Here is a 25,959-nt window from a genome sequence, read left to right as displayed (position 1 = left end):
CCCATGACCGACGCGTCCGCGCAGGCGGCCCAGGTGCTGCGGGCCGTCGAGGCCCAGGCCGCCGGGCATCTGGTCAACGTCGATTACCTGGGCGAGAGCTGCCGGGACGCCGACCGCGCCGTCGCCGAGACCCAGGTTTTCCTCGACGCGGCAACGCGGCTGCCGGCCGGCTGCGCGATCTCCCTCGACCTGTCCCACATCGGCCTGGCTGTCGACCCGGACCTTGCCTTGGACAACGCCCTTCGCATCGCGCGGGCGACCGCCGACACCGGTCGGGAGATGGTGATCTCCGCCGAGGGCTCGGACCGCGCCGACGCCGCTGGTCCGAATTAGGGGGATATGTCCCACTAGCGTTGGCTGACCGGTTACGGTGTGCCGCTATGGAGCCGCACACCGCAGTGATCCTGGCGCTCGTCGCCGTGCTGGTGATCGCGTTGGTCGGCGCCATCAGACCCCGGTCCATGCTGCCCGCCGGAGCCGCCGAGCACCAGTTGCTGCTCGCGCGGCTGATCACCCTGCTGGTGGCCTGCGTGTGCGCCGCCTTCCTGCTGGTCGAGGCGTTATGACCCGGCCAGCTCGACGAACCGGGCCGCCCGCTCGGCCAGGGCGGTGAGGTCGCCGCCGGAGGCCGCGTCGCCGACCAGGGGCGAGCCGACGCCGACGGCGATGGCCCCGGCGGCCAGGTAGGCCTCGGCCTCGGCGACGCCCACGCCGCCGACCGGCACGAACGGGACGTGCGGGAACGGTTGGCGCAGCGCGGAAAGGTAGGCGGGGCCGCCGGCGGAGGCGGGGAAGAGCTTCACGGCCTCGGCCCCGAGCGACAGGGCGGTCTCGATCTCGGTGGGGGTGAAGGAGCCGGCCAGGATGGGCAGGCCGGCCTCCACGCAGGCGGCGACCGACGGCGACAGCGCGGGGCTGACGGCGAAGGTGGCGCCGGCGGCGATGGCCGCGGAGGCGTCGGACGCGGTGCGCACCGTGCCGGCCCCGAGCCAGCAGCCGTCGGGGACCTTGACCGAGGAGATGGCCTCCAGCGCGCCGGGACCGGTCAGCGAGACCTCGACCAGCCGCACCCCGGAGTCGAACAGCACGTGCACGGCGTCCCGCGTGTGGCCGACGCCGTCCCCGCGGACGATGCCGACCAGCCGGCATTCCCGCAGCGCGCTCCCGAAAGTCACCATTCCGCCAGGCTCCCGTCCTCGTGCCGCCACACCGGCGACCGCCACGCGTGCCCGGCCTCGGCGGCCTGGCGCACGGCGTCCTCGTCGATCTCGATGCCGAGCCCGGGTCCGGTCGGCCGGGCCAACTGCCCGTCGGTGAAGGCGAACGGGCTGGTGTCGGCAAGATACCCGGTGAGCTCGCTGCCCGCGTTGTAGTGCAGGTTCAGACTCTGTTCCTGGATCAGGAAGTTCGGCGTGGCGAACGCGACCTGCACGCTGGCGGCCAGCGAGATGGGCCCGAGCGGGCAGTGCGGGGCGATGCTGGCCCCGTAGATCTCGGCCAGCGAGGCGATGCGGCGCAGCTCGGAGATGCCGCCGGCGTGCGAGGGATCGGGCTGGGCCACGGCGATGCCGGCGTCCAGCACCGGCTTGAACTCCCAGCGCGAGTACAGCCGCTCGCCGGTGGCGATGGGCACCGGGGAACTGTCCACAACGGACTTGAGCACGGCGGCCGGTAACTCCGGCAGGATCGGCTCCTCCACGAACAGCGGCTGCACCTCTTCGAGCCGGGGCAGCAGGCGCTTGGCCATGGCCGGGGACACGCGGCCGTGGAAGTCGATGGCCAGGCCGCGATCCGGCCCGAGCACGTCGCGGGCCTCGTGCGCCCGCGCCAGCACACCCTCGACGTCGGTCGGGGTGGCGATGGCGTCGATGGGCCCGCAGGCGTTCATCTTCACGGCGGTGAAGCCGCGGTCCACCTGTCCCTGCACGGCTTCGCGAATCCCTTGTGGACGGTCGCCGCCGACCCAGGAGTAGACCCGGATCCGGTCGCGCACGGGCCCGCCGAGCAGTTCGTGCACGGGCACACCCCGCACCTTGCCGGCGATGTCCCACAGCGCTTGGTCGTAGCCGGCCAGCGCACTGGACAGCACCGGCCCGCCACGGTAGAAACCGCTGCGCCGCAACACCTGCCAGTGCTCCTCGATGCGCAGCGGGTCCTGCCCGCGCACCAGGTCGGCCATCTCCCGCACAGCGGCCCGCACGGTCTCGGCGCGGCCTTCCACCACCGGCTCGCCCCAGCCGACGACGCCCTCGTCCGTGCTGACCTTCAGGAACAGCCAGCGCGGCGGCACCAGGAACGTCTCGATGTCAGTGATCTTCACAGGCCTGCCTCACGGTTCGTCCGCCGATCATCACCGAGGGTACATCAAATCATTAATTATGGATACTTATTGCGAGCTGATTCCTCTGGGCCCCTACCATGGCCCCATGCTGATCGACGTCACCCTGGCCATCCGGCCGGACATGCCGCACTGGCCGGGCAGCACCGCGCCGGTGTGCGAGTGGGAGACCCGCCTGGACCGCGGCGAGGAGTCCGACGCCAGCAAGTGGACGCTGTCGGCCCACCAGGGCACCCACGTGGACGCCCCCTCGCACTTCATCCCCGGCGCGGCCGGCATCGAGGAGATCGGCCTCGACGTGCTGTGCGGGGCGGTCGAGGTGGTCGGCATCGCCGAGGACGGCCCGATCCGCGCGCACCACGTCGCCGGCATCGCCGACGGCGCGGAGCGGGTTCTGTTCCGCACCACCAACTCCACCACCGGCCGGCTGTTCCGGGAGTTCGACCCCGGCTACGTCGCGGTCAGCGCCGAGGCGGCACAAGCCTTGGTGGACAGGGGAATCCGTCTCGTCGGCATCGACTACCTGTCGGTGGAGTGCTTCGGCGACAGCGAGTTCCCGGCCCACCACATCCTGCTCGGCGCCGGAGCGCCGATCATCGAGGGCCTGGACCTCGCCGCCGCCGAGCCCGGCCGCTACCAGCTGACGTGCCTGCCGATCCGCCTCACCGACGCCGAGGCCGCCCCGGCCCGGGTGGTGCTGACCCGCTGATCACGCCGAGTCCTTCCGCACGGTCCACCCGCCGTCCACCAGGATGTCCGCCCCGGTGACGAAGGACGCCCCGGCCGACAGCAGGAACGCGATCACCGACGCCACCTCCGCCGGGTCGCCGAGCCGCCGCAGCGGCGTGGAATCCTGACTGCGCAACCGGTCCTCTTCGGACACTCGGTCCCACGCCCCGGTCAGCACCGGGCCCGGCAGCACAGTGTTCACCCGCACCTCCGGCGCGTACTCCACGGCCAGTTGACGCCCCAGCGACACCAGGGCGCCCTTGCTCGCGGCGTACGCCGGATGCCCCGGCAGCCCGGCCCGGGCGTGCACCGACGACACCAGCACGATCGCGCCACGCCGCTCCCGCAGCGACGGCAGGAACTGGTGCGCGGCAAGGTAGGCGGCGGTCAGGTTGACGTCGATCTGACGCGACCACTCGGCCGCCGTCTGCTCGTGCAGCGGCTTCACGACGACCGTGAAGGCGTTGCTCACCAACGCGTCCACCTGCCCGCCGGCGACCCGGGACACCTCGTCCCAGGTCGCCTGCGCGCTGACGTCGCCGCGGACGGCCACCTCGGCGCCGTCGGCGATGTCCACGCCGATCACCCGGTAGCCGTCCGCGGTGAGCCGCCGGGCGGTGGCCGCGCCGATACCGGACGCGGCCCCCGTCACGACAGCACAGCGTCGATCCCTTTTGGGTTCAGACAACACGAACTCCTTGCGTCACAGCACTGTCTGGTGCACGTGGTCGTCCACACCGCGGACGGCCACCCACGCCGAACCGTTCGCGCCGGCCGCGACGCCGAGCGTACCGACGATGGCGTTGCTGGCGAACTCGCCGCGGGGGAACCATCCTCCCCACGAGCCGTCGGTGAAGTTGCGCTGCCACAGCGTGTAGTCACTGGCTCGGGCGAACATGTACAGCCGCCCGGAGGTTGCCAGCAGCGTCGGGGCGGTGCTGATCACGCCGCCCAGGCCGGTCCAGCCGGTGTTCTGCTCCCACAGCCATGCGCTGTCGTCGAAGGCCCGCACCACGATGTGCGTACCGTTGGCGTCGGCCACCGCGCTGGGACGGCCGTAGATCGGCTGGTCGCTCGGCGAGCCCAGGGAACTCCACGTGCCGTAGCCGCCGGAAGTACGCTGCCACACCTTGCCGTCAGCGCCGCGGGCCACCAGGGTCCACTGTGTCGGCGAGGTGAAGGCCACGGTGGGGGAGTCGGTCAGGTTGCCGCCGAGCTTGACCCAGTTGCCCCAGTGTCCATTTTGGAACGTCCGCTGGTAGGCCGCGTTGTCCGTGCCCCGCACGAAAACGTCGACCCGGTCGGCGCCGGAGGCGTAGGCCGCCGGCTGGCCGAGGATCTGGTTGTGGGTCGGGCCGCCGAGCTGGGCCCACTTGCCGCTGCCCACGGTGCTCTCCGCGAGCTGGCCGGAAGCGTCCCGCACGAAGGTGTACGCGTGCGTGTCGTCGAACCGGACCAGGGCCGGGCTGTCGCTGGCATTGCCGCCGAGGTCGTTGCCGGGGGCCAGATCCGTGCCGGACAGCTTGAGCATCACGGTGCCGTGCGCGGGAACGGTCGCGGTGTAGGAGCCGGTGGTGGTGCCCTTGTCGGCGCGGGCCCGCAGGTCACGCACCTTGACGTTGCCGCTCAGGCCGGCCTTGGCGAAGTCCACGGTCATCGAGGATGCGGAGTCGCTGCGGTTGAGCAGCACGACCGCCCGGTTTCCCTTGCCGGACAACACCTTGCTGTAGACGTTGCCGCCGCCGGAGTCCGCCACCCGAACGCCCTGGATGGCCAGCGGGTCCTGGTCGACGGCCAGGATCTCCGGGTTCTTCAGCGTGTCGAGCATCGACTGGGGCAGCGTGCGCGGGTCCGCCCCGATGATCAGCGGCGAGCCCATCTCGGCCCACATCACGAACTGCGTGGTGGACTCCTCCTCGGTCAGCTCGGTGCCACCGGTCGGGAAGGGACGCATCGGGATCAGGTAGTCGGGGTCGTTGTAGTGGCCGGGGCTCTGCGCCTCGGGGTGCGCCGCGTTGTCGTCCATGTTGCGCAGGATGTCCGGCCACTCGCCGGGCGTCGGGTTGCCGAAGGCCACGTCGGTGTCGGTGCGCCAGGAGGTCGCGTTGTCCGGGCCCCAGGTGTAGGCGTAGCCGGCCATCCGGGTCGACGGCCAGTCGGGCACGCCCCAGTCGGAGGTGACCGGGTCGCACAGGTTGAGGATCATCTTGCGGCCGGTGTTGGCGACGGCCTGGGAGAACTGGTGGAAGGCCACCGCCGGGTCGAGCTTCTGGGCCAGGCCGCACAGAAAGTCGATCTTGATGGCGTCGAAGCCCCACCGGGCGAACTGGTCGGCGTCGCGCTGGTAGTAGCCGCCGCCGCTGCCCAGCCCGCAGTTCTTGCCGTCGTAGGCGCCGGCGTCGGTGTAGATGCCGGCCTTGAGGCCCAGGCCGTGGATGAACTTGACCAGGTTGTCCATGCCCGACGGCCAGCGCGCCGGGTCGACCGCCAGGTTGCCCTGGCCGTCGCGGGGCGGGCTGGCCTGCCAGCCGCCGTCCAGCCACACGATGTCGTAGCCGGACTTGGCCAGGCCGCTCGACACGAGGAACTGGGCCACGCTGTGCACGTTGTCCTCGGTCGGGGCGCCGAGGCCGAAGTAGGAGTTCCAGCCCATGTACGGGGTGGGGGACACCACCGGTGCGTTGGGCTGCTGGTGGTCGGGCTCCGCGGTCGCCGTCGGCGCCGCCAGCGAGCCGATGCCGAGCGCGATCGCGCAGGCGAGCGTGAGTCTGCGTAAGAACATCGATTCCCTCGTTCCTGGCGGCAACGCTGCTGCCGGGGACGAGGTTGCCGGGGCGGCCCCGGCGATGTCAATATTTATTCCTAATTTACGAGCAGGGAGGGGTGTGGCGAAGCCTGTGCGGGCGACGGGCCGACACGAAAAAACCCGCCGCCGGGGATCGGCGACGGGTTCCTTCGAGACCGGGTTACCGGCTGGGCCAGTCCCAGCGGATGCCGAACACGCCCGGGCCGAAGCCCAGGGCGACCGAGTGCACGCCGCCGGACGGGTCGAGCGTGAGGTTGCGACGGCGGGACGGGCCCTCCTCGCCGGCCGGCACCGCGTACTGCTGGCAGCGGGCCGGCAGCCGCGACTGGTCGAAGCGCACCTCGATCACGTACTCGCGCACCGGCAGCCGGAACTTGCGGCAGTAGGCGTTGCCGCTGGCCGGGAACTGCGGGCCGGCGTGGTTGAGCTGGTACTCCATGATCACGGTGTCGCCGCGGGCCAGCGTGCGGTCGAAGACCAGTTCGGCCACCAGGATGCTGGACTCCTCGTCCACCGCGGTCCGGCCGACCCGGCAGTTGCTCAGGTTGGTCAGTTCCGGGATCACGCCGGGGCCGGACTCCGCGTCGTAGACCATCACCCAGCGGTCGGCGCCGTCCTGCTCGGCGCGCAGCACCTGGCGCACCCAGAGCGAACGATGGCCGCCGTCGGGGGCGATCTCGATGCGGTCGTGCTGGCTGAGCCGGCCGAGCCGGCAGTCGGAGCTGGTGTCGACCCGGTTCAGCAGGCTGGCCAGCCGCTCGCGGCGGGACCAGAGCGCGTCGATCGGCAGCACCCGCGTCGGCCGGCTGCGGCGTCCCCGCGGGCGGGGTGGCCCCAGCAGCGCCGTCAGCGAGCTCGGCGGCACGCCGAGCACTGCCTCCAGGTGGCGCAGTGCCTCCAGCGACTCCGGCCGCTCCGGCCTTCGGCGGCCGGACTGCCAGTAGCTGAGGGTGGCGACGCTGATGGTGATGCCGCGCAGCCCGAGCCGGTGCTGGATGCGGTCCAGACTCAACCGGCTGGTCTTGATCGCGGCGCGCAAGGCGTCCGGAAACGGTCCGGTGGCCAGCAGGCCGACCAGTTCGTCCCGGTCGGCTGGCACGGTGTCGGCGAACGACAGGTCCGGATGACCAGCAGCGATCGTCATAGTGACTCCTCGCTGTCAACTTGTCACGCAGCAGTGACACTACTGGGTGAGCACGTGACCATGGCACCTCTGAACGGAGGCTGTGTGTACTCCTATTGGCGTAAAGTATTACTTGGAGTCGCCAAGTGTCCAGTCGTACCCGGTTCGACGGTCACGCTTCCGGGTTGGTTCATCTTAGTGTCGGACCGCTGGCAAGCCCCCGGCGGGCGGCCCCGTAGGCTTGGCCGGTGACCACCCCGAGACCCGCGGGCGACCGCGTGTTCGCCGACGTGGCCACCGCAGTGCTGGGCCCCGGCGACCACCGGTTCGCCGATCTGCTCGACGTGCTGACCCAGATGCCGGCCGTTCAGCTGGATGTGGTGCACGCCAACGACGACCTGCTGCCGCGGCTGGCCCATGAGAACGGCCTCGAAGCGGCGCTGGCGGCGGCCCGCCTGGCGCTGCGACCGGGCGGCCTGTTCATCGCCGCCGTGCCCGAGCTGGACAAACTGCGCCGCCTGCGCCCCACCGCCCCGCCCCCGCGCGTCTCCGGCCGTGGCGACCAGCGCCAGGTCACCGTGCAGCTGTGGGACTGGGCCGAGGACGGCCAGTCCTACGGCCTGGAAGTCCTCCAGCTGGCCCGCTCCGGCAGCCAGTGGGAGCTGATCCAGGCCGTCTCCACCCGCCATCAGGTGATCACCGGCGCCCAGGTCACCGCCGGCCTCACCGCCGCCGGCTTCGCCGCCGTGCAGCGGCTCACCCCCAAGGAGAGCGGCCACCCCCTCCCCCTCTGGGTGGCCGTCGCCCCCTAACCCCCACCAAACGCCACATGTGCGCCACATTCGACTCCCAGCGCCACATGTGGACCACAGGTGGCGAAAAAGGCGGGGGTGGCGTCAGCCGAAGGTGACGTGCTTGGACCAGAAGGCCAGCAGGTCGGCGTCGCCGGTCACGCCGGTCGGCTCCCGGCGGCGGTAGATGATCAGCAGCAGGTCGGTCAGCGGCGCCTCGACGGTGACGGCGGCGTCGGCGCGGCCACGCTGGTTCACGATGGCGTCGCCGGTGAGGTCGACCTGCCAGGCGACGTCGGCGTCGGTGGCCCGGAAGGACAGGGTGCGACCGCGGCCGAGCAGGTCTCGCTTGGCCGGGTTGAACTCGAAGTGCTGGGGCAGCGCGTCGAGCTCCATCCACTCGTCGACGGCGTCCACCACGACCTCCGGCTCGGCGGTGAAGGGCTGGCCGGCGGCCAGCATCGCGTCGGCCCGGTGGACCAGCGTCTCGTGCACCATGCGGCGGGCGAAGAACGACACCGGCATCGGGGCCAGCGGCGTCCACACCACGGTGTCCGGCCCGGCGTCCCGGATCGACGCCGCCAGCCGCCGCGCCCCGTCCAGCAGCCACTCCACCGGCGGCTCGCCCGAGTCGTCGCCGTTCACGTCGCGACTCGGATCGGGCACCGGTCCCTCGGCCCGGGTCCGCACGATCTCCTCGATCCAGGCGTGCGCCCCGCCGAGGTGCCGCAGCAGCCCGCCCAGGCTCCAGTCCGGGCAGGAAGGCACCCGCGCGGTCAGGTCCGCCCCGGCCACGTCGGCGGCCAGCAGCTCGGTCTGGGTGACGATCTCGGCGCGCTGGCGCTCGAAGTCCATCGGTCACGTCTCCTCACATCGGCGTCGTCACCCCAAGGTCGGAGCCCGCCCGCGGTCCTCGACACTACGGTTCGCGCGGATGTGGGGGATGATCGTGGCGTTGATCGACTTCGGCTGTCTGGTCGCGGCCGCGGCGATCTGGGGGCGGATGACGGCCGCCCACAGCCGGGCCGGGATGCGGGTGTTCGCGACGACGCCGCTGGCGGCGAGGCGACTGCTCAGGGGCACTTCTCCGTTGTCTTGACCACCCCGAAGTCGATCTTCACGCCGACCTGGATCTGCTGCCCGGCGGCGATGTTCTGGTCGCACACCTTCCAGTTGCGGTCCAGGATCTGGTGCCGGCCCTGGCCGCTGACGTCGTGCGAGCTGGTGAAGAACACGACGTTGCCGGTCAGCTTCTGGATGGCGTCCTGCGCGTCCTGCAGGCCCGAGCCGACCAGGTTGGGCATCGTCCAGTGCTCCACGGGTCGCGCCGTGGTGGTGGTGTGCCCCGGAGCCGGCGTGGCGCCGGGCGTGGATCCCAGCTGGCTCGGCGCGCAGCTGGTGGCGACCGCGGCTAACGTCACGCCCAAAGCGAGCTTCAACACGACAACAGCCTCCCCAGTTAGGCTCTCGCCTTCGATCGTGTCGGTGATCGCCCGTCAGCGGAACACACGATCGGGTGAGATCACCACGTCACGGGCAGGCTCTTGACGCCGTTCTGGAAGTTCGACCGCAGTCGCACCGGGTCGCCGGCCGGCCGCACCTCACCCAATCGGTCCAGCACAGCCGTGAACACGGCGGTCATCTGCGCGCGGGCCAGCTGCGCGCCGAGGCAGAAGTGCGGGCCGTGACCGAACGTCAGGTGGTCGTTGGGGGAGCGGCCGACGTCGAACCGGTGCGGGTCGGCGAACACGCGCTCGTCCCGGTTGGCCGCGGAGAACCACACCACCACCTTGTCCCCGGCGCGAATGTCCACATCGGACAGTGTGGTGTCGGCGGTCGCGGTGCGGCGGATGTGCATCACCGGCGTCCACCACCGCAGGATCTCGTCGATCGCGGTCGGCAGCAGCGACCGGTCGGCCAGCAGCCGCCGGTACTGGTCGGGATGGCTCATCAGCGCGATCAGCCCGCCGGGGATGCCGTTGCGCAGCGTCTCGTTGCCGGCCACCGCGAAGAGCCAGAACAGGTTCTCGAACTCCTCGATCGACACCCGCCCGCCGTCGTCGTCGACGTGCCGCATGAGGTCGCTCATCACGTCCTCGCCGGGCTGGGCCCGCTTGTGCTCGCCCAGCGCCGTCGCGTACGCGTAGAGGTCGGGCATGCCCTCGCGGGTGCGGGGATCGGGCATCTGGCCGTTCACACCGGGTTCGGGCCGTAACGCCAGCGCCGCCCGGGCCATGTCGGTCACGCCTTCGGTGTCGACGGTGTCGATCGCGGCGTACTCGGCGTCCTGGAAGCCGATCACCCGGCTGCTCCAGTCGAACAGCAGCCGCCGGTCCTGTTCCGGCACGCCGAACACCTCGGCCAGGGTCAGCAGCGGCAGATCGGCCAGCTGCTTGGCCAGATCCGCCGCACGCCGATCAGCGACGGCGGCAACCAGATCGTCCGCCCAGCCGGTGATCCGATCCACCAGCCGGGCCACCGCCCGCGGCGTGAACGCCCGTGCCAGCAGGCCCCGCAGCCGGGGATGGTCGGGCGGATCCATGTTGAGCATCATTCGCCGCACGTACCGCAGATCGGCCGGTGTGGCCGGGTCCCGGATCTGCGTGCCGCCCAGATTCGACGAGAACAGCTGCGGATGACGCATCACCTGCCGTACCTCGGCATGGCGGAGCACGGCCCAGAAATCGTCCACCCGGACCACGGCCGCCTCGCGGCGCAGCTCGTCGAGAACATCGTGCGGCACGGCCCGGACATAGGTGTCGGGATTGGTGATCACGGCGGCGTCCACGGCCACGACGCTAGCCCGCCGGGCCCGTGGTGGGGAATGATCCGGCCGGTGGACACGCTGAGGGTGCGAACAGGCGGAGCCGGCGGACCGGCCGTGCTGCTGCTGCACGGGCTGGGTGCGACCGGCGCGGTGTGGGACGGCTTCACCGAGCGGCTGGACCGCCGCTGGGTCGCCCCCGACCTGCCCGGCCACGGTCGGTCGGGCCGGCTCAAGCGGTACTCCTTCGGCGGCATGGCCGGTGCGGTGGCCGAGCACCTGCCGGCCGGCGAGCCGGTCACGGTGATCGGTCACTCGCTCGGCGGCGTGCTGGCGATCGCCCTGGCCAGCGGGTGGTTCGGCGTCGAAGTGCGGCGCGCGGTCGCGGTCGGCGTGAAGGTGGAGTGGACCGACGACGAGCTCGCCGGGGCGGCGGCGATGGCGCAGCGGCCGGTGAAGGTGTTCGGCAGCAAGGAAGAGGCGGCGCAGCGCTACCTGAAGGTCTCCGGCCTCGGCGGCCTGATGCCGGCCGACCCCGACGGCCTCGCCGCCACCGGCGACGGCTGGCGGCTGGCGCTGGACCCGCAGACGTTCGCCGTCGGCCGGCCCGACATGCGTGGCCTGCTGGCCGCCGCTCGGTGCCCGGTGCTGATGGTGACCGGCGAGAACGACCCGATGAGCGCCCCCGAGCAGGTGCGCGCCCTGGCCGAGCACGTCGAGGTGCTGCCCGGGCTCGGCCACAACCTGCACGTGGAGGACCCGGGCACGCTATTGGAAGTGATCAGCCGCACCGGCGGCTGGTAGGAAGGTTCTATGACCGCTCTCGGCACCGTGTTCCGGCCCCAGTTCCCGCCCGAGGTCCTGCGCTCGATGGCGGAGACCGCCGACGCTACCGGGCTCGACCAGTTGTGGGTGTGGGAGGACTGCTTCTCCGAGAGCGGCATCGCCACCGCCGCTGCCGCCCTGGCGTGGACGTCGCGGGTGCGGGTCGGCATCGGTCTGCTGCCGGTCCCGCTGCGCAACGTCGCCCTGACCGGCATGGAGCTGGCCACGCTGCACCGGCTGTTCCCCGAGCGGGTGATCGTCGGCGTCGGCCACGGCGTGCAGAGCTGGATGGGCCAGGTCGGCGCGCGGGTGTCATCGCCGCTCACGCTGCTGCGGGAGTACCTGGACGCGCTGCGTGCGTTGCTGCGCGGCGAGGAGGTCAGCGTCGACGGCACCTACGTGAAGCTGGATCGCGTGCGCCTGGATTGGCCGCCGTTGACGCCGGTGAAGGTGTACGCCGGCGGCGTCGGGCCGAAGACCCTTCGGCTGACCGGAGAATCGGCCGACGGCACGCTGACCGTCGCCGACGAGTCCGCCGACAGCGTGCGCCGGATCCGGGAGCTCGTCGGCGACCAGCAGGAGATCATCGCCGCCCTGCACGCCGCCACCGGCCCCGACGCCCTCGAACGCCTGCGCCGCACCAGTCCGGACGTCGGCGTCGCCGGCGACGCCGAGACGGTCGCCGCCGCCGTCCGGGAACTCGCCGCCGCCGGCGCCGACACCGTGGTCGTCCAGCCCACCGGCGACGAGCCCGACCCGGTCGGCTTCGTCCGTTTCGTCGCCGAACAGGTCCGCCCGCTGGTGCCCTAGAAGCCGGCGGAGCGGTAGGCGTCGAAGGGCACCGGCGGGGCCTGGTCCACGTCGGCGCACTTCTGGGCCCGGGTCAGCGGCCACTGGGTGAGGTACTGCACGGTGCGGCCGGTGTCGGCGATGGCCCGGTGGATGTTGTCGGCGGCGGTGCCGTCGTCGAAGTAGGTCTCGCCGATGATCCACGGCTGGTGGTAGCCGAGCGAGGTCATCTTCTGGTCGGCGTCGACGAACTGCTGGTACTCGTCGCCGTTCCAGTCGTCGCCGTACAGGTGCAGCTCGAACACGCTGGGCGGGTTGGAGCCGTAGACGGCGGACATCTGGGTGACCCGGTCGGCGATCCACACCGTCATGGAGAAGCCGACGGTGTCGGCGCTGCCGAAGGCGGCGGTGTAGTCGGCCCACAGCCGCTGCGTGTACGCGCGCAGCGCCGGCTGGTTGGACATCGGCATGCCCTCGTTGAGCAGGTCGATGCGGTACGGGATGCCGGCGGCGGCGATCAGCGGGTGCAGCCGCGAGATCACGCCCCAGTCCTCCTGGTAGGCCGACTCGTTCATCGAGGACCAGGAATGCGGGTCGTCGGCCCCCAACGGCATGAAGACGACGTCGATCTCCTCGAAGCCGGCGGCCTTCACCGCCGCGAGCAGGTCGACCAGCTGCTGGCGATCGACAGGGGAGAGGTCGCCGGAGCTGGAGTCCATCACGGTGCCGGAGTCGGGGCCGTGCTGGTGGAAGATGCCGATCCGGAGCCGGCGCTGGCCGGCGTCGTACATCTGGTGCAGCTGGGCCGTGATGGTGTCGCGGCCGTCGTTGAAGCTGTCGATCACCCCGTACGGCTCGCGGTCGCAGCCGCCGCTCAGGTTGTAGAAGTCGTAGTTGGAGCCACCGGCTTCCAAAGGCCCGGCGGGTGCGGCGCCGGCGGTCGGCGTCAGGACGGTCAGCAGCAGGGCAGCGGCGGCCAACGGCAGCCACTTGTGCTTACGGCGCAAGGAATTCCCCTCACCGGTCGGATTCCGGGCGCGCGGCAGCCCACAGGGAAAGCGCTTACCCCGGAAAGAGATCAATGCGGCGGAAGATCACGAACAGTTGTTGATCACGCAAGCGGTTTACGCCGTCGGAGTGTAGGCATGACCCGATCGGAGTAGTCAATACATTCACATTTGACGGGTCGTAACTGTGTGTCGAGTCACAACCGGAGGGGTGGGGCGAAAACGGTTCGCGTCAGCACGTAAACTCGATGCGTGATCAAGTTGATCTGCTAGGCGGCCGCCGGGCCCGCCGGCCGTGGCCGGTGGGCGGACGAGTCCTGCCCAGTCGATCCGCACCGGAGTATGTCTTGATCACCGTCACCGACCTTGAACTGCGCGCAGGTTCGCGCATCCTGCTCTCCGACGCCACGCTGCGCGTGCAGCCGGGCGACCGCATCGGCCTGGTCGGCCGCAACGGCGCCGGCAAGACCACCTCGCTGCGGGTGCTGGCCGGCGAGGGCCAGCCGTACGCCGGCGAGGTCCGCCGCAGCGGCGAACTCGGTTACCTGCCACAGGATCCCCGCGAGGGCGACCTGTCGGTCACGGCCAAGGACCGGGTGCTGTCGGCCCGCGGCCTGGACCAGTTGCTGCGCGAGATGGAGAAGGCGCAGACCACCATGGCCGAGCTGGTGGACCAGGACGCGCTGGACAACGCGGTCCGCAAGTACGGCCGGCTGGAGGAGCGCTTCGGCGCCCTCGGCGGGTACGCGGCCGAGAGCGAAGCGGCCCGCATCTGCGCCAACCTGGCCCTGGCCGACCGTGTGCTGGCCCAGCCGCTGCGCACGCTGTCCGGCGGCCAGCGCCGCCGGGTCGAGCTGGCCCGGATCCTGTTCGGCGCCTCGGAGTCCGGCGTCGGCGGCAAGGCCGGCACCACGCTGCTGCTCGACGAGCCGACCAACCACCTGGACGCCGACTCCATCTCCTGGCTGCGGTCCTTCCTCAAGCAGCACACCGGCGGCCTGGTCGTGATCAGCCACGACGTCGAGCTGCTGGCCGACGTGGTGAACAAGGTCTGGTTCCTCGACGCCACCCGCGGCGAGGTCGACATCTACAACATGGGCTGGTCCAAGTACCTGGAGGCCCGGGCCGCCGACGAGAAGCGCCGCCGCCGCGAGCGGGCCAACGCCGAGAAGAAGGCGTCCGCGCTGATGGCCCAGGCAGACAAGATGCGGGCCAAGGCGACCAAGGCGGTGGCCGCGCAGAACATGGCCAAGCGGGCCGAGAAGCTGCTGTCCGGTTTGGAGGATCAGCGGGTCGCCGACAAGGTCGCCCGGATCCGCTTCCCGCAGCCGGCCCCGTGCGGCAAGACCCCGCTGGTGGCCGAGGGGCTGAGCAAGTCCTACGGCTCGCTGGAGATCTTCACCGGCGTCGACCTGGCGATCGACCGGGGCAGCAAGGTCGTGGTGCTCGGGCTGAACGGCGCCGGCAAGACCACGCTGCTGCGGTTGCTGGGTGGCATGGAGAAGCCGGACGCCGGCGGCCTGGTGCCCGGGCACGGTCTGCGGATCGGCTACTACGCCCAGGAGCACGAGACCCTCGACCACGACGCCTCGGTCTGGGCCAACATCCGGCACGCCGCGCCGGACGTGCAGGAGCAGCAGCTGCGCTCGCTGCTGGGCACGTTCCTGTTCAGCGGCGAGCAGCTGGACCAGCCGGCCGGCACGCTGTCCGGCGGCGAGAAGACCCGACTTGCCCTGGCGGGTCTGGTGTCCAGCGCGGCCAATGTGCTTCTGTTGGATGAGCCAACCAACAACCTGGATCCGGCCAGTCGGGAGCAGGTCCTGGACGCGTTGCGGCGCTTCGAGGGCGCGGTCGTGCTCGTGACCCACGACCCGGGCGCCGTGCAGGCCTTGGAACCCGAGCGGGTGATCCTGTTGCCGGACGGCACCGAGGACCACTGGTCGGATGACTACCTGGAGCTCATCGAGTTGGCATGATCCGCTGGTCGGGGCGCTGATCTGCCACAATGGCCACAGTGATCACTTCACTCACACCGGTGATCAGCCAGAGGTAACTCAACGATCACCGAGCGATGATTTTGCTTGATCGCCTGGCGTTCGGGCCCGTCGTGTTCGATCATTGCGACGACAGGGGCCGCGAGCGGCCCGACCTGCACTCCCACGGAAGGCGGGACAAGGTGGCTGACCTGAAGAAGGGCGCCCGGATCACGGGGCCCACGCGGGACAAGCTGGCCGCTGACCTGAAGAAGAAGTACGAGAAGGGCGCCAGCATCCGCGCGCTCGCGGAGTCGACGGGGCGTTCCTACGGCTTCGTGCACCGGGTGTTGTCCGAGTCCGGCGTGCAGCTTCGGGGCCGGGGCGGTGCCACGAGGACCAAGAAGAAGTAGGGCGGGGCATCACCCGGACGACCCGATTCCCCTAGGCCGTCCGGGTGATCAGTGGGGATCAGCCGATCGCGCGCAGGAACGTGCCGGCCACGTCGACCGCGGGGCCGGACGTGTTCGCGTGCGGCAGCAGCACCGCGAAGGCGACGTCGCCGCGGTAGCCGACGAACCAACCGTGCGCGGCGCCGGTGTCGACCTCGGCCGTGCCGGTCTTGCCGAACGTGTTGGGCAGCGAGGCCAGGCCGCGGGCGGTGCCGGTGGTGCACACCTCGCGCATCATGTCGCGCACCTGGGCGAGCACGCTCGCCGACGGGGGCGCGGTCTTGCCGTTCGCGGTGGTCTGCTGGCCCCTGATCAGCACCGGCGTCGGCACCTGTCCGTTGTGGACGGTGGCGGCGACCACCGCCATGCCGAACGGGCTGGTCAGGTCGGTGCCCTGGCCGAAGCCGTCGACGGCGCGGTCCACCTGGTCGGGTGCGGAGTCCACGCGCCCGGTGTTGGTCGTGACGCCCGGAATATCGAAGTCCACCCCGAGGCCGAGTTGCTTGGCGGCGGTGGGCAGATCATCCGCGCCCAGGTTCGCCGCGATCTGGGCGAACGTGGTGTTGCACGAGGCCGCGAACGCCGAGTGCAGCGCGGTGTTGTAGTCCGGTGCGGCGCCGAGCTGAAGCGTGCCCTCGTTGGGAATCGTGCGCGGTCCGATGTGGACCGTGTTCGGACAGGACACAGTGGACTTCTCGGACAGGCCGTGCTCCAGGCCGGCGGTGGCCGTCACGATCTTGAACGTGGAGCCCGGCGGGAAGGTGCCGGTGAGCGGGCTCTGGCCGCCGTTGTCGAACAGCGTGTTCGTTGCCACGGCAAGGATCTCGCCGGTGGAGGCCTGTATCGCGACCAGTGTGGCCGCGCCGGTGAAGCCGTCCACCGCCTTCTGAGCCGCGTCCTGGGTGCCGGCGTCGATGGTCAGCGCGTAGGCCGCCTTCTTGGCCCCGTCGAAGTTCTCGAGCGTCTTCACGTCCTTGCCGGCGGAGTCCACAATGGCGATCGCCTGACCGTCCACGGCCTGTAAGTCGCCGCCGATCGCTTGCTGCACACCGGCTTTCACCGACTTCGGCACGGCGTCCAGGGCCAGCGGCTTGCCGTCGCGGTCGGTCAGCGTGGAACCGCCGGGCGTGGTGTGGAAGGCCAGCGACTGGCCCGGCGTCAGCTCCGGCTCGATCACCGCGTCCGACCAGTGCACGAGCCACTTTCCGTTGCTCTGCACCATTTTCAGCGGCACCTGGTAGACCGCGTCGACCTTGGTGGCCCGCCAGTCCACATCCACCGTCACGCCGTCGGAGGTGAGACTGGCGGATAGTCGAGCACCACTCATGTTCTTGTACACGGTGGTGAGCGCTGCCGTCGCCGCGGTCGGGTTGTCGGTCAGCGCCGCCGCGGCCGCCACGTCCAGCGTGCTGAAGGACTGCACGTAGTCGCGGGCGACATCGTTGGCGGTCAACGGTTGTGGCTGGTTCGCCGGCGAACTGGTGACGTATTTGGACGGCGGCCCCGGCGCGAGCAGCAGGTAGGCGGCGACGGAGACGACCGCCACCACCGCGGTGCCACCCGTGCCCAGGATCCACCATCTGGTCTTCGACTGCATGAAGTTGAGTCCCCCCTTGCGCGTCACGTGCTCGCACGGACGCTAACCCCTGCGTGACTTCCTTTCCTGGGTATTCCTACTCACGCGCGGTGTCGGTTCCGTCACGCCAGAACGTCGATCCGAGGTGTGTACTTGGCCAGCAGCGCCTTGTTGGCCGCGTCCCCGCCCTCCACGTTGGCGCTGCGCCACAGCGGCAGGTCGAAGCCGGCGGCCTTGGCCCGGTCCAGCAGCCGCACCAGCAGCAGGTTCCACAGGAAGGCGTTGGCCAGCGACGAACTCGGCGCCGTCACCGGAGACTCCGCCGGGTAGGCCGAATCACCCGGAATGACCAGGTTGTCCAGCACGAAGGTGGCCTCCTCGGCCAGCGTGCTGCCGGCCCGCTTCGGCGCCACCGAACTGGTGGCCACCGAGGTGAACGCCACCACCGGCGTGCCGGCCGCCTTGCCCTGCCGGGCCAGCTCCACCGGGTACGGGTTGACGCCCGAGGTGGAGAAGATCACCAGCACGTCGTGCTCGCCCAGCTCGACGCCGTCCAGCACCTCCGCGGCCAGGCCCGACCGGCGCTCGGCCGTCGTGCTGGACACCGCGCCGTGCATCGGCAGCAGCGTGGGGTGGTAGAGCGGGCGCACGCAGGCCAGGCCGCCCGCGCGGTAGAAGGTCTCGGCGACCGCCGCCAGCGAGTGGCCCGCGCCCGCGGTGAGCACCACGCCGTCCTGGGAGATGCCGGCCAGCAGCGCGTCCGCCACCTTGTTCAGCGTGTCGGCGTTGTGCCGCTCGATCCGGCCCAGCTCCTCGCGCAGGCTCGAACCGTAGTCCTCGGTCATTCGCTTCCTCTGTGTTCATGCCGCCCGTACCGGGCGGGGCGAGGTCGCTCTAAGCCGGTCTCTTCGCCTTGCCCGGGAAAATCGCTGGAAAGATGCGATTTTCCCGGGCCGCGGCTCCAGAGACCGGCGCGACCTCGCGTTAATGGTCCACACCACTCTGCTCCTCGCCGGCCATCCGGTCCAGGTGTTGTTCGAGCGCGTCCAGGCGGCCCGCCCACAGCTCGCGGTAGGGCGCGAGCCAGTCGTCCAGCTCGCGCAGCGGATCCAGGCGCAGCCGGTAGCAGCGGCGCTGGGCGTCCACCCGCACCGTCACCAGGCCGGCCTCGCGCAGCACCCGCAGGTGCTTGGACACCGCGGGCTGGCTCAGCTCCAGCTGGTCGACGAGCTGGCCGACGGAGCGCTCCTCGGCCCGCAGCAGGTCGAGGATCCGGCGTCGGCTCGGCTCGGCGAGCACTTCGAAGGTCGTGGCCACCGGATTGGAGTACGTCACCGGCTATATGCTTGTCAAGGCATGAGCGAGCTTGCGAGCGAATCAGTCGATGCTGAGTGTGGCGATCTGGCCGTGCTCGCCTGCGGCCCAGCAGGTGTTCGGGCAGTCCACGGTGTCGAAGCTGCCGCTGTCGAACGGCCGCCAGTGCCGGCCGCCGTCCACGCTGAGGTCGCTGCCGGTGGGGCCGACCGCGATCACCGCCGCGCCCAGCCAGGCCGCGCCCGACCGGTAGCCGGTGATGGCAGCCGGCTGCCAGGTCCTGCCCTGGTTCTGGCTCGTGGCCGCGGCTCCCGTGGTCGGCGCCGAGTAGTCGCCGCCCACCGCGACGCCGTGCTCGCGGTCGCGGAAGGCCACCGCGAACACGCCCGAGGACTGGCTGCTGGGCAGGGGAGTGGTCGTCTCGTGCCAGGTGCGGCCGCGGTCGGTCGAGTGGTAGATCCGGGACTGCGCGCCGCCGCCGCTGCCGATCCACGCGTCCCTCGAGCCGCTGGTGGCCACACATTGGCCGCTGGCCGCGAATCCCGCCTCACCCGGCTGCGCCGCGGGCATTCCGTCGCTCGGCAGGACCTGCCAGCTGCGGCCGCCGTCATCGGTGGCCAGCACCTCGAACTTGCCGTTCACCGGGTCGCCGACGATCAGGCCGTGCCGCTGGTCGAAGAACGCCATGCAGTCGTAGAAGGCGTTCGGGTCATTGTTGGTCTGCGTCTGCCGCCACGACTTGCCGCCGTCCTCGGTGCGGTAGACCCGGGAGCTGTCGCCCGTGCCGATTGACAGCGCCACTGCGTGCTGCGCGTCGAACGCCTCGATGTCCCGGAAATCCAGGCTTTGCGTGCCCTGCGGCGCCATCTGGGCCCAGGTCCGGCCGCCGTCGGTCGTGCGCAGGACCGTGCCGCCGCTGCCGCTGGCCCAGGCCACCAGCGGGCTCACCGCCGACAGCCCCCGCAACCGGGCGTCGCTTCCAGTCGCGTGCAGCTGCCACGTCAGCCCCGGCGCTGCCTGCGCCGGCGCCGCCACGGCCACTGCCAGCAGCGCCGCCACGATTCCCGTCATCCACCTCATGGAAGATCCTCCGGCCGGTCCACGTCCTGCCCGTCCGCCACATCCTCACAGGCGATCTCCGTGACGTCATGCCGCCGGAGGTAGGCCCGTGCCCCGGCATCGCCCTGCGCGAGCTCGTGCACCCCTTGCCAGTGCTCGCGCCCGATCAGCACCGGGTGCCCCCGCTTGCCGTGATACGTCGCCGCCGCAAGGACTTCCGGGTCCGCGAGGGCGATCACCCTGGCGATCGCCGCCGTCGTCACGCCCGGCAGGTCCACCGTCATCACCGCGACCGCTAGTTCTTCTTGCAGGGCCTCGATTCCCCGCCGGAGCGACGACCCCATGCCTGTCGGCCAGTCCGGGTTCTCGACTACATCGGCGTCCCCGAGGTCCGCCGCCCGGACCTGGTCCGCGGCCGCCCCTGCCACCACGACGATCCGTGCGCACCCGGCCGCCCGCAGCCGGTCCACTGTCGACTCCACGAACAGCCGGCCGTGGTACGGCACCAGCGCCTTCGGCATCCCGTACCGCCGCCCCTCGCCGGCCGCCAACACCAGCCCCGCCACGCTCGTCATCCTCCGGAGCCTAGTGACGCCGCCGACTTACTACGCATCACTTACTAAAAGAGCCGATGAAACGGCCTTGACGTTGATTGGTTAGTAAGTGATAAGTTACTAGTTGTGGACGACGGGGAGCTGGCGGAAATCGCCACCGAGACCAGGCGAGCGATGGCCCGGCTGAGCCAGCGGCTGCGCGCGGAGCGGTCGCCGGACTCGCTGAGCCTGAACAAGCTCGTCGTGCTCAGTCACCTGTACCGCGGCGGACCGAGCACGCCCGGCGAGATCACGCTGGCCGCGTGGCAGCGACCGCAGTCGCTGACCAGGGTGTTCGCCGAGCTGGCGCGGGAGGGTCTGATCACCCGCCGGCCCAGCGAGCGCGACGGCCGGGAATCCGTGCTCGACCTGACCGAGGCCGGCCGGGCCGCGCTGGTCGCCGACGCCGGGCAGCGGGACGCCTGGCTGACCGCCGCCCTCGCCGAACTCACCGAAACCGAGGCTCGGATGGTGCGGCTGGCGGCCGGTCTGCTGGACCGGCTCGCCGACGCGGACCCGGGCGAACACGACTGAGGAGGCGCCGCCATGTGCGGAATCTCAGGCTGGGTGGACTTCGAACGCGACCTGGCCGGGCAGGCCCCGGTCGGCCGGGCGATGGCCGACACCATGGCGTGCCGCGGGCCGGACGCCCACGGCACGTGGACCGACCAGCACGCGGTGCTCGCCCACCGGCGGCTCTCGATCATCGACATCGAGGGCGGCCGGCAGCCGATGGCCGTCGGCGACCTGGCCGTGATGACCTACAGCGGCGAGGTCTACAACTACCGCGAGCTGCGTGCCCAGCTGGAGGGCGCCGGCCACGCCTTCACCACCGACAGCGACACCGAGGTGGTGCTGCGGGCCTACCTCGAATGGGGCGAGAGCTTCGTCGACCGGCTCAACGGCATGTACGCCTTCGCGATCTGGGACCGGCGCACGCGACAGCTGCTGCTGGTCCGCGACCGGATGGGCATCAAGCCGCTGTTCTACTTCCCGATGCCGCACGGGGTGCTGTTCGCCTCCGAGCCCAAGGCGATCCTGGCCCACCCGGACGTGCGGACCGAGGTCGACATCGACGGCCTGCGCGAGCTGTTCGGCTTCGCCAAGACCCCGGAGCGCTCGATCTACCGCGGCATGAGCGAGGTGCGTCCCGGCCAACTGGTCCGGGTCGACCGCCGCGGCATCGTCAAACGCCGCTACTGGCAGCTGACGGCCCAGGAGCACACCGACGACCTGGACACCACGATCACCACGGTCCGCGGCCTGCTCGAGGACATCGTGCGCCGCCAGCTCATCTCCGACGTCCCGCTGTGCACGCTGCTGTCCGGCGGGCTCGACTCGTCGGCCATCACCGCCCTCGCGGCCCGCGCACTCGACGTCCCGGTCCGCTCGTTCGCGGTCGATTTCGCCGGCTACACCGAGAACTTCACGCCCGACCCGCACCGCGGCTCCGACACCCCGGATGCGCCCTACGTGCACGAGCTGGCCGAGTTCGTGCAGGCCGACCACACCGACATCGTGCTGTCCACGGCCGACCTGATGGACCCGGCCGCCCGCGCCGCGGTGCTGCGGGCCAGCGACGACCCGGCGCACGCCGGCGACGGCCACACCTCGCTGTACCTGCTGTTCCGGGCCATCCGGGCCCGCTCGACGGTGGCCCTGTCGGGCGAGTCCGCCGACGAGGTCTTCGGCGGCTACCGGCAGTTCCACGACCCCGACGTCGTCTCCGCCGACACCTTCCCGTGGCTCGCCGGCCTGGGCCGCGCCGCCGCCGGCCGGTCCATCCTGGCCGAGGACTTCCTGGCCGCGCTGGACATGCCGGCCTTCCGGGCCGACTCCTACCGGGCCGCCCTGGCCGAAGTTCCGCACCTGGACGGCGTCACCGGGCACGAGCGCCGGATGCGGGAGATCTGCTACCTGTACCTGACCCGGTTCCTGCCGATCCTGCTGGACCGCAAGGACCGGATGAGCATGGCCAGCGGCCTCGAGGTACGCGTGCCGTTCTGCGACCACCGCCTCGTGCAGTACGTGTTCAACACGCCGTGGGCCATGAAGACCTTCGACGGCCGGGAGAAGAGCCTGCTGCGGGCCGCGACCAAGGACGTGCTGCCGGAGTCGATCGCCCAGCGCCGCAAGAGCCCTTACCCGCGGACCCAGGACCCCAGCTACGGACAGGCCCTGCGCGATGCGCTGGGCGATGTGCTCGCCGACCGCGAAGCCCCCGTGCGCCGCCTGCTCGACGTCCCCAAGGCCAAGGACATGCTGCTCCGCACCGCCGACCAGGGCCGCTCGCTGGCCGCCGGCCGGGCCGGCGTGGAACGGGTGCTCGGCCTGAACTCCTGGCTGTCCACACATCGGGTGGACCTGCTGATCTGATGGTCGGTCACGCGCTCGGCCCGTCCTGTCCCATGACCTGGTCGAGCCGGGCGAGTTGGGCCCGCACCGAGGCGGTGTCGGTGATCTCCGTCTTCGCGAGCACCTCGTCGGCACGGGACCAGTGCGCACGGGCGCGGTCCGGGCCGCCGGCGTCATGAACAGCGGTGGCCAGGGCCAGAAGGGCGAGGGGAGTCGCGGGCATCCCGGCCCAGGGCCGTCAGCGGAAAACCGGATGCGTGCTCCCGGCATGATCCGCAGACTGGTCGGAGTGAGCTCTCCTCTCAAGCGGCCCGCCTTCCGCTGGTTCATCACCGGCCAGACCGTGTCGCTGCTGGGTGGTTCGATGGCCCCGGTGGCGCTCACGTTCGCCGTGCTCGACGCCTCGAACAGCACCACCCAGCTCGGCGTCGTGCTGGTGGCGCGGATGGTTCCGCTGCTGGTGTTCCTGCTCATCGGCGGCGCGACCGCGGACCGTTTCTCCCGGCGGACCGTCCTCGTGCTGAGCAACATCGGCTCGGCGCTGACCCAGGGCGCGGTGGCTGCGGTCCTGTTGACCGGGCACTACTCGCTGGCCCTGGTCTCCGTGCTGGAGCTGCTCAACGGCGTGCTCACCGCGTTCACCACGCCCACCCTTCGCGGCGTGCTGCCCGAGCTGGTGGAGAAAACCCAGCTGCGGCAAGCCAACTCGCTGCTGGGCACCGTCCGCAACGCGACCAAGGTCTTCGGGCCCAGCGTGTCCGGTCTGCTGGTCGTGGCCGTCGGCAGCGGCCCCGCCATCGCCGCCGACGCCGCCAGCTTCCTGGTCGCCGCCGTCTGCCTGTCCCGGCTTCCCCTGTCCGGCCACGTCTCTGGCCGCAAGAACGTGCTGCGGGACATCCACGACGGCTGGACCCAGTTCCGCACCACGCCGTGGCTGTGGCCCGTCACCGTCGCCTTCTGCCTCGTCAACCTGGTGCTGACCGGCACCTGGCAGATCCTCGGCCCGGAGCTCACCCGTCAGCTCAGCGACATCCAGACCTGGGGCTTCGTGCTCAGCGTCCGTGGTATCGGCCTGCTCCTGATGGGCGTGGTCATGTACCGCCTCGTCGTCCGCCGCCTCCTCCGCTTCGGCCTGCTCATCGGCGTCCTCAGCACACTGCCCCTCATCACCCTCGGCCTGCACCTGCACGCCCCGTGGCTGATGGCTGCCGCCTTCATCGGCGGTCTCGGCTTCTCCGCGCTGGGCATCGCCTGGGACACCTCCCTACAGGAGCACGTGCCCACCCAGTCCCTGTCCCGGGTCTCCTCCTTCGACGACCTGTTGTCGTACATAGCCATTCCCATCGGTCAGCTCCTCGTCGGCCCTTTGTCTTCCCTCCTCGGCGGCTTCCACTTGGCTCTCTTCGCCGGCCTCCTCGCCGCCGCCGCGGCGCTGGCCCCGCTGGCCTCACCCGCCGTCCGCCGCCTGCCCCACCACGCCGCCGACCCTCAGCGCACCCCGACACCACAGGCCAGCACGCCGGCTGCCCCTGACGCGACGTACCGAACGGAGACCTCATGCAGGGCACGATCTTCATCGCGGCCCCACCCGGCACCACCTGGCCACTGAGCCTGGACGACGTCGAACAGCAGTTGCGGCAACGCTTGCCGGGCGTGCGGACCTTTCACCGGCATGCCGCCGTCTCCAACACCGACTACATCGATTTCCAGGTCACGGTGGACGGGCTGCTCAGCATCAGCAGCTACTTCGCGGGTGGCACGCTGATCCTCCGTGACGGCTCTGCCGCGGACTGGGCCGACACAATCGAGTGGTTTCTCGGCCTACTCCCGCCCGGCACGCCGGCGGTGGCGATGATCGAGGAGAACCCCGACGAGATCGTCCCCGTTCCCCTGGACGCGACCGCCGCCGCGATCGAAGCCCTGCTCGACGCGCTGGCCGGGATCAACGAATAGGGGAGTCCGGTGGGCAAGTTCCGATTACGAGCTCAGGTCGAACGTCGTCGGCGACGCTGACTCCGGATGAGAAACGGGCCGCGGTATGCCGAAGGAGGACCGCCGGATCGGCGGTCCTCCACGGGAAAAGCCTTATCGCGCAGGTGGTTTAGAGACCGGCGCTGCGTATCTGTTCGTTCATGATGAGGAAGGCGCCGAGGCCGTGGGGGTCGTTGGTGGCCTTGGGACGCGCGAGGTAGAAGGCGGTGTCGCCGACGTTGGTGCCGATGCAGATGTCGGCGATGTTGGTCAGGCCGTCGGTGCCGACGGAGACCTGGGCCAGCACGCCGCGGTAGCCACGGGCGGCCACGGACTGGTAGCTGTGGTCGATGTAGCCCTTCTGCACGGCCTTGGACAGGGTGTAGGTGAACATCGCCGAGCAGGAGGTCTCGGTCCAGTTGCCGGCCAGGGTGGGCTTCTCGGGCACCTGGAACCAGCGGCCGGTCTTGGGGTCCTGGTACTTGCGGATGGCCTTGGCCAGGTTCTGGACGTTGGTCACGATCTTGGCCCGGTTGGGGTCGGACCGCGGCGTGTAGTCGAGCACGTCGACGCTGGCCATGGCGTACCAGCCGATGGAGCGGCACCAGAACTCGGGGGAGTGGTGCGTGGTCGGGTCGGCCCAGGTCTGGGTGCCGGACTCGTCGTAGGCGTGGAAGAAGAAGCCGGACGGGTCGGCCAGGTGGCTGCCGTAGGTCACGAGCTGCTTGGCGGCCTCGGCGTTGGCGTAGGCGGAGTCGTTGAACGTCGCGCCGTAGCGCTCCAGGAAGGGCAGCACCATGTAGGTGCCGTCGAGCCACAGCTGGTGCTCACGGCTGGTGGCGTGCCAGAAGCCGCCGTCGGTGGTGCGGGGGTAGGTGTCCAGGCGGGTCCGGATCTGGGCGGCGGCCTTCTGGTACCGGGGATCCTTGGTCTCCTGGTACAGCAGCACGAGCAGGTTGCCGGACTGCATCGAGTCCAGGCTGCTGAAGCTGTTGCTGACCTTGCCTCCTGTGTCGACGAAGCGGTCCACCCAGGCCTTGATGTAGTCCAGGTACGTCTTGTCGTGGGTCCGCTTGTACACCAGGTACTGGCCGTAGAGGTACAGCCCGGTCTGGTAGCCCCAGCTGCCGAGGGTGGCCGGCGTGAAGCGCTTCATGGTCGAGTCGACGACGGCCTTGGACCAGTCGGTGACCGGCTTGGGGTGGGCGTCGGCGGTGGCCGTGACCGGCAGGATCGGGGCGAGGCAGGCGACAAGGACGATCCCGATCCGTCGGATCCAGCCGCTCCGCGTGCGCGGGCTGGGCATCGTGCTCCTCTCGGTGGAGCCCGCGGCGGAAGGCTCATGGCTTGGCTCTGAACGAGTACCCCGGTCACGCCCGGCACGTCAAGGCTGGACATCGGATCTATGGTCGTAGTATTCGTCTGGAATACGGTTACATTCAGCAAGTCATCCGATGTATTAGGTGTTACGGCGTTCGGGCCAGTCCGAACGGG

General features: G+C 70.6%; 29 protein-coding genes. 12 read left to right on the top strand and 17 right to left on the bottom strand.

Annotated elements, in window-relative coordinates:
• Positions 1–3: 3 nt before the first annotated feature.
• Together JJ691_RS19580 and JJ691_RS19575 are read left to right on the top strand one after the other, a co-directional pair.
• A complete protein-coding gene (locus JJ691_RS19580) occupies positions 4–333 on the top strand; it encodes a hypothetical protein (protein ID WP_211770188.1) in 330 nt (109 codons plus the stop codon).
• 47 nt (positions 334–380) lie between these two features.
• Complete coding sequence (locus JJ691_RS19575) at positions 381–566, top strand: hypothetical protein (protein WP_211770187.1); 186 nt, start codon at positions 381–383, stop codon at positions 564–566.
• Here JJ691_RS19575 and JJ691_RS19570 read toward each other — a convergent pair.
• Both JJ691_RS19570 and dgoD read right to left on the bottom strand, forming a co-directional pair.
• Positions 561–1,178, bottom strand: coding sequence for a bifunctional 4-hydroxy-2-oxoglutarate aldolase/2-dehydro-3-deoxy-phosphogluconate aldolase (locus JJ691_RS19570; protein ID WP_211770186.1), 618 nt, complete (start codon positions 1,176–1,178; stop codon positions 561–563). The genes JJ691_RS19575 and JJ691_RS19570 overlap by 6 nt on opposite strands.
• A complete protein-coding gene (dgoD, locus tag JJ691_RS19565; protein WP_211770185.1) occupies positions 1,172–2,320 on the bottom strand; it encodes a galactonate dehydratase in 1,149 nt (382 codons plus the stop codon). Before dgoD ends, JJ691_RS19570 begins: the two co-directional genes overlap by 7 nt.
• A 106-nt stretch (positions 2,321–2,426) precedes the next feature.
• On the opposite strand from dgoD, the gene JJ691_RS19560 reads away from it, so the two are divergent.
• A complete protein-coding gene (locus JJ691_RS19560; RefSeq protein ID WP_211770184.1) occupies positions 2,427–3,047 on the top strand; it encodes a cyclase family protein in 621 nt (206 codons plus the stop codon).
• On the opposite strand, the gene JJ691_RS19555 is transcribed toward JJ691_RS19560, so the two are convergent.
• From JJ691_RS19555 to JJ691_RS19545, 3 genes are all read right to left on the bottom strand, one after another.
• A complete protein-coding gene (locus JJ691_RS19555; RefSeq protein WP_249228039.1) occupies positions 3,048–3,719 on the bottom strand; it encodes an SDR family NAD(P)-dependent oxidoreductase in 672 nt (223 codons plus the stop codon). It lies immediately after the preceding gene.
• Positions 3,720–3,770: 51 nt separating this feature from the next.
• Positions 3,771–5,849 (bottom strand): glycoside hydrolase family 27 protein, encoded by a 2,079-nt coding sequence (locus tag JJ691_RS19550; RefSeq protein ID WP_211770182.1) that lies wholly within the window; start codon positions 5,847–5,849, stop codon positions 3,771–3,773.
• 184 nt (positions 5,850–6,033) lie between these two features.
• Positions 6,034–7,017 carry a helix-turn-helix domain-containing protein gene (locus JJ691_RS19545; RefSeq protein WP_211770181.1) on the bottom strand — a complete coding sequence of 328 codons (984 nt, stop codon included), beginning with the start codon at positions 7,015–7,017 and terminating at the stop codon, positions 6,034–6,036.
• 227 nt (positions 7,018–7,244) lie between these two features.
• Between JJ691_RS19545 and JJ691_RS19540 the strand changes: the two genes are divergently transcribed.
• Entirely contained in the window at positions 7,245–7,808 is a 564-nt protein-coding gene (locus tag JJ691_RS19540) for a hypothetical protein (RefSeq protein WP_249228038.1), read from the top strand.
• Positions 7,809–7,892: 84 nt separating this feature from the next.
• On the opposite strand, the gene JJ691_RS19535 is transcribed toward JJ691_RS19540, so the two are convergent.
• The 4 genes from JJ691_RS19535 to JJ691_RS19520 all read right to left on the bottom strand — a co-directional run bounded on the left by JJ691_RS19535 (position 7,893) and on the right by JJ691_RS19520 (position 10,575).
• Positions 7,893–8,642, bottom strand: coding sequence for a maleylpyruvate isomerase N-terminal domain-containing protein (locus JJ691_RS19535; RefSeq protein WP_211770180.1), 750 nt, complete (start codon positions 8,640–8,642; stop codon positions 7,893–7,895).
• Between the two features lie 27 nt (positions 8,643–8,669).
• Positions 8,670–8,870, bottom strand: coding sequence for a hypothetical protein (locus JJ691_RS19530; protein ID WP_211770179.1), 201 nt, complete (start codon positions 8,868–8,870; stop codon positions 8,670–8,672).
• Positions 8,861–9,229, bottom strand: a complete 369-nt coding sequence (locus tag JJ691_RS19525; RefSeq protein WP_211770178.1) for a PASTA domain-containing protein — start codon at positions 9,227–9,229, stop codon at positions 8,861–8,863. The genes JJ691_RS19530 and JJ691_RS19525 overlap by 10 nt, the downstream gene beginning before the upstream one ends.
• 80 nt (positions 9,230–9,309) lie before the next feature.
• Positions 9,310–10,575, bottom strand: a complete 1,266-nt coding sequence (locus JJ691_RS19520) for a cytochrome P450 (protein WP_211770177.1) — start codon at positions 10,573–10,575, stop codon at positions 9,310–9,312.
• 48 nt (positions 10,576–10,623) lie between these two features.
• On the opposite strand from JJ691_RS19520, the gene JJ691_RS19515 reads away from it, so the two are divergent.
• Positions 10,624–11,355, top strand: a complete 732-nt coding sequence (locus JJ691_RS19515; protein ID WP_211770176.1) for an alpha/beta fold hydrolase — start codon at positions 10,624–10,626, stop codon at positions 11,353–11,355.
• Between the two features lie 9 nt (positions 11,356–11,364).
• Complete coding sequence (locus JJ691_RS19510; protein WP_211770175.1) at positions 11,365–12,186, top strand: LLM class flavin-dependent oxidoreductase; 822 nt, start codon at positions 11,365–11,367, stop codon at positions 12,184–12,186.
• Here the strand turns inward: JJ691_RS19510 and JJ691_RS19505 are convergent.
• Positions 12,183–13,172: a hypothetical protein gene (locus JJ691_RS19505; RefSeq protein WP_211770174.1), complete on the bottom strand. Its 990-nt coding sequence runs from the start codon at positions 13,170–13,172 to the stop codon at positions 12,183–12,185. The two genes, JJ691_RS19510 and JJ691_RS19505, sit on opposite strands and share 4 nt — an antisense overlap.
• A gap of 347 nt (positions 13,173–13,519) precedes the next feature.
• On the opposite strand from JJ691_RS19505, the gene JJ691_RS19500 reads away from it, so the two are divergent.
• Positions 13,520–15,148, top strand: a complete 1,629-nt coding sequence (locus tag JJ691_RS19500) for an ABC-F family ATP-binding cassette domain-containing protein (RefSeq protein WP_211770173.1) — start codon at positions 13,520–13,522, stop codon at positions 15,146–15,148.
• A 200-nt stretch (positions 15,149–15,348) separates the two neighbouring features.
• Positions 15,349–15,558 carry a helix-turn-helix domain-containing protein gene (locus tag JJ691_RS19495; RefSeq protein ID WP_025357225.1) on the top strand — a complete coding sequence of 70 codons (210 nt, stop codon included), beginning with the start codon at positions 15,349–15,351 and terminating at the stop codon, positions 15,556–15,558.
• 58 nt (positions 15,559–15,616) lie between these two features.
• On the opposite strand, the gene JJ691_RS19490 is transcribed toward JJ691_RS19495, so the two are convergent.
• The 5 genes from JJ691_RS19490 to JJ691_RS19470 all read right to left on the bottom strand — a co-directional run bounded on the left by JJ691_RS19490 (position 15,617) and on the right by JJ691_RS19470 (position 20,121).
• Positions 15,617–17,194 (bottom strand): penicillin-binding transpeptidase domain-containing protein, encoded by a 1,578-nt coding sequence (locus tag JJ691_RS19490; RefSeq protein ID WP_211770172.1) that lies wholly within the window; start codon positions 17,192–17,194, stop codon positions 15,617–15,619.
• Between the two features lie 101 nt (positions 17,195–17,295).
• Positions 17,296–18,018 carry a sugar isomerase domain-containing protein gene (locus JJ691_RS19485; protein WP_211770171.1) on the bottom strand — a complete coding sequence of 241 codons (723 nt, stop codon included), beginning with the start codon at positions 18,016–18,018 and terminating at the stop codon, positions 17,296–17,298.
• A gap of 139 nt (positions 18,019–18,157) precedes the next feature.
• Positions 18,158–18,490 carry an ArsR/SmtB family transcription factor gene (locus JJ691_RS19480; RefSeq protein ID WP_211771579.1) on the bottom strand — a complete coding sequence of 111 codons (333 nt, stop codon included), beginning with the start codon at positions 18,488–18,490 and terminating at the stop codon, positions 18,158–18,160.
• A 60-nt stretch (positions 18,491–18,550) separates the two neighbouring features.
• Positions 18,551–19,567: a WD40/YVTN/BNR-like repeat-containing protein gene (locus JJ691_RS19475; RefSeq protein ID WP_211770170.1), complete on the bottom strand. Its 1,017-nt coding sequence runs from the start codon at positions 19,565–19,567 to the stop codon at positions 18,551–18,553.
• The gene (locus JJ691_RS19470; protein ID WP_211770169.1) at positions 19,564–20,121 is read right to left on the bottom strand and encodes a nucleotidyltransferase family protein; all 558 of its coding nucleotides are present in this window, start codon (positions 20,119–20,121) and stop codon (positions 19,564–19,566) included. The genes JJ691_RS19475 and JJ691_RS19470 overlap by 4 nt, the downstream gene beginning before the upstream one ends.
• Positions 20,122–20,226: 105 nt before the next feature.
• On the opposite strand from JJ691_RS19470, the gene JJ691_RS19465 reads away from it, so the two are divergent.
• Together JJ691_RS19465 and asnB are read left to right on the top strand one after the other, a co-directional pair.
• Entirely contained in the window at positions 20,227–20,673 is a 447-nt protein-coding gene (locus tag JJ691_RS19465) for a MarR family winged helix-turn-helix transcriptional regulator (RefSeq protein ID WP_249228037.1), read from the top strand.
• Positions 20,674–20,685: 12 nt separating this feature from the next.
• Entirely contained in the window at positions 20,686–22,515 is a 1,830-nt protein-coding gene (asnB, locus tag JJ691_RS19460; RefSeq protein WP_211770168.1) for an asparagine synthase (glutamine-hydrolyzing), read from the top strand.
• Between the two features lie 7 nt (positions 22,516–22,522).
• Here the strand turns inward: asnB and JJ691_RS19455 are convergent, their stop codons facing one another.
• Entirely contained in the window at positions 22,523–22,717 is a 195-nt protein-coding gene (locus JJ691_RS19455) for a hypothetical protein (protein WP_211770167.1), read from the bottom strand.
• A 66-nt stretch (positions 22,718–22,783) separates the two neighbouring features.
• Between JJ691_RS19455 and JJ691_RS19450 the strand changes: the two genes are divergently transcribed.
• Positions 22,784–24,103 carry an MFS transporter gene (locus tag JJ691_RS19450; protein WP_211770166.1) on the top strand — a complete coding sequence of 440 codons (1,320 nt, stop codon included), beginning with the start codon at positions 22,784–22,786 and terminating at the stop codon, positions 24,101–24,103.
• Entirely contained in the window at positions 24,052–24,447 is a 396-nt protein-coding gene (locus JJ691_RS19445) for a hypothetical protein (protein WP_211770165.1), read from the top strand. Before JJ691_RS19450 ends, JJ691_RS19445 begins: the two co-directional genes overlap by 52 nt.
• A 148-nt stretch (positions 24,448–24,595) precedes the next feature.
• On the opposite strand, the gene JJ691_RS19440 is transcribed toward JJ691_RS19445, so the two are convergent.
• Positions 24,596–25,771 carry a glycoside hydrolase family 88/105 protein gene (locus JJ691_RS19440; protein WP_211770164.1) on the bottom strand — a complete coding sequence of 392 codons (1,176 nt, stop codon included), beginning with the start codon at positions 25,769–25,771 and terminating at the stop codon, positions 24,596–24,598.
• Between the last annotated feature and the right edge of the window lie 188 nt (positions 25,772–25,959).

The organism is Kutzneria sp. CA-103260 (genome assembly GCF_018263855.1).
Lineage (GTDB): Bacteria > Actinomycetota > Actinomycetes > Mycobacteriales > Pseudonocardiaceae > Kutzneria.
The sequence above is the reverse complement of the archived record's forward strand: the minus strand, read 5'-3'. Positions and strand labels throughout refer to the sequence as shown.

What these genes read in the sequence shown, in the direction of transcription:
- JJ691_RS19580 (WP_211770188.1), top strand. Translation starts at nt 4, where the DNA reads ATGACCGACGCGTCCGCGCAGGCGGCCCAGGTGCTGCGGGCCGTCGAG.
- JJ691_RS19575 (WP_211770187.1), top strand. Translation starts at nt 381, where the DNA reads ATGGAGCCGCACACCGCAGTGATCCTGGCGCTCGTCGCCGTGCTGGTG.
- JJ691_RS19570 (WP_211770186.1), bottom strand. Translation starts at nt 1,178, where the DNA reads ATGGTGACTTTCGGGAGCGCGCTGCGGGAATGCCGGCTGGTCGGCATC.
- JJ691_RS19560 (WP_211770184.1), top strand. Translation starts at nt 2,427, where the DNA reads ATGCTGATCGACGTCACCCTGGCCATCCGGCCGGACATGCCGCACTGG.
- JJ691_RS19550 (WP_211770182.1), bottom strand. Translation starts at nt 5,849, where the DNA reads ATGTTCTTACGCAGACTCACGCTCGCCTGCGCGATCGCGCTCGGCATC.
- JJ691_RS19545 (WP_211770181.1), bottom strand. Translation starts at nt 7,017, where the DNA reads ATGACGATCGCTGCTGGTCATCCGGACCTGTCGTTCGCCGACACCGTG.
- JJ691_RS19535 (WP_211770180.1), bottom strand. Translation starts at nt 8,642, where the DNA reads ATGGACTTCGAGCGCCAGCGCGCCGAGATCGTCACCCAGACCGAGCTG.
- JJ691_RS19510 (WP_211770175.1), top strand. Translation starts at nt 11,365, where the DNA reads ATGACCGCTCTCGGCACCGTGTTCCGGCCCCAGTTCCCGCCCGAGGTC.
- JJ691_RS19490 (WP_211770172.1), bottom strand. Translation starts at nt 17,194, where the DNA reads ATGCAGTCGAAGACCAGATGGTGGATCCTGGGCACGGGTGGCACCGCG.
- JJ691_RS19485 (WP_211770171.1), bottom strand. Translation starts at nt 18,018, where the DNA reads ATGACCGAGGACTACGGTTCGAGCCTGCGCGAGGAGCTGGGCCGGATC.
- JJ691_RS19475 (WP_211770170.1), bottom strand. Translation starts at nt 19,567, where the DNA reads ATGAGGTGGATGACGGGAATCGTGGCGGCGCTGCTGGCAGTGGCCGTG.
- JJ691_RS19470 (WP_211770169.1), bottom strand. Translation starts at nt 20,121, where the DNA reads ATGACGAGCGTGGCGGGGCTGGTGTTGGCGGCCGGCGAGGGGCGGCGG.
- asnB (WP_211770168.1), top strand. Translation starts at nt 20,686, where the DNA reads ATGTGCGGAATCTCAGGCTGGGTGGACTTCGAACGCGACCTGGCCGGG.
- JJ691_RS19455 (WP_211770167.1), bottom strand. Translation starts at nt 22,717, where the DNA reads ATGCCCGCGACTCCCCTCGCCCTTCTGGCCCTGGCCACCGCTGTTCAT.
- JJ691_RS19445 (WP_211770165.1), top strand. Translation starts at nt 24,052, where the DNA reads ATGCAGGGCACGATCTTCATCGCGGCCCCACCCGGCACCACCTGGCCA.
- JJ691_RS19440 (WP_211770164.1), bottom strand. Translation starts at nt 25,771, where the DNA reads ATGCCCAGCCCGCGCACGCGGAGCGGCTGGATCCGACGGATCGGGATC.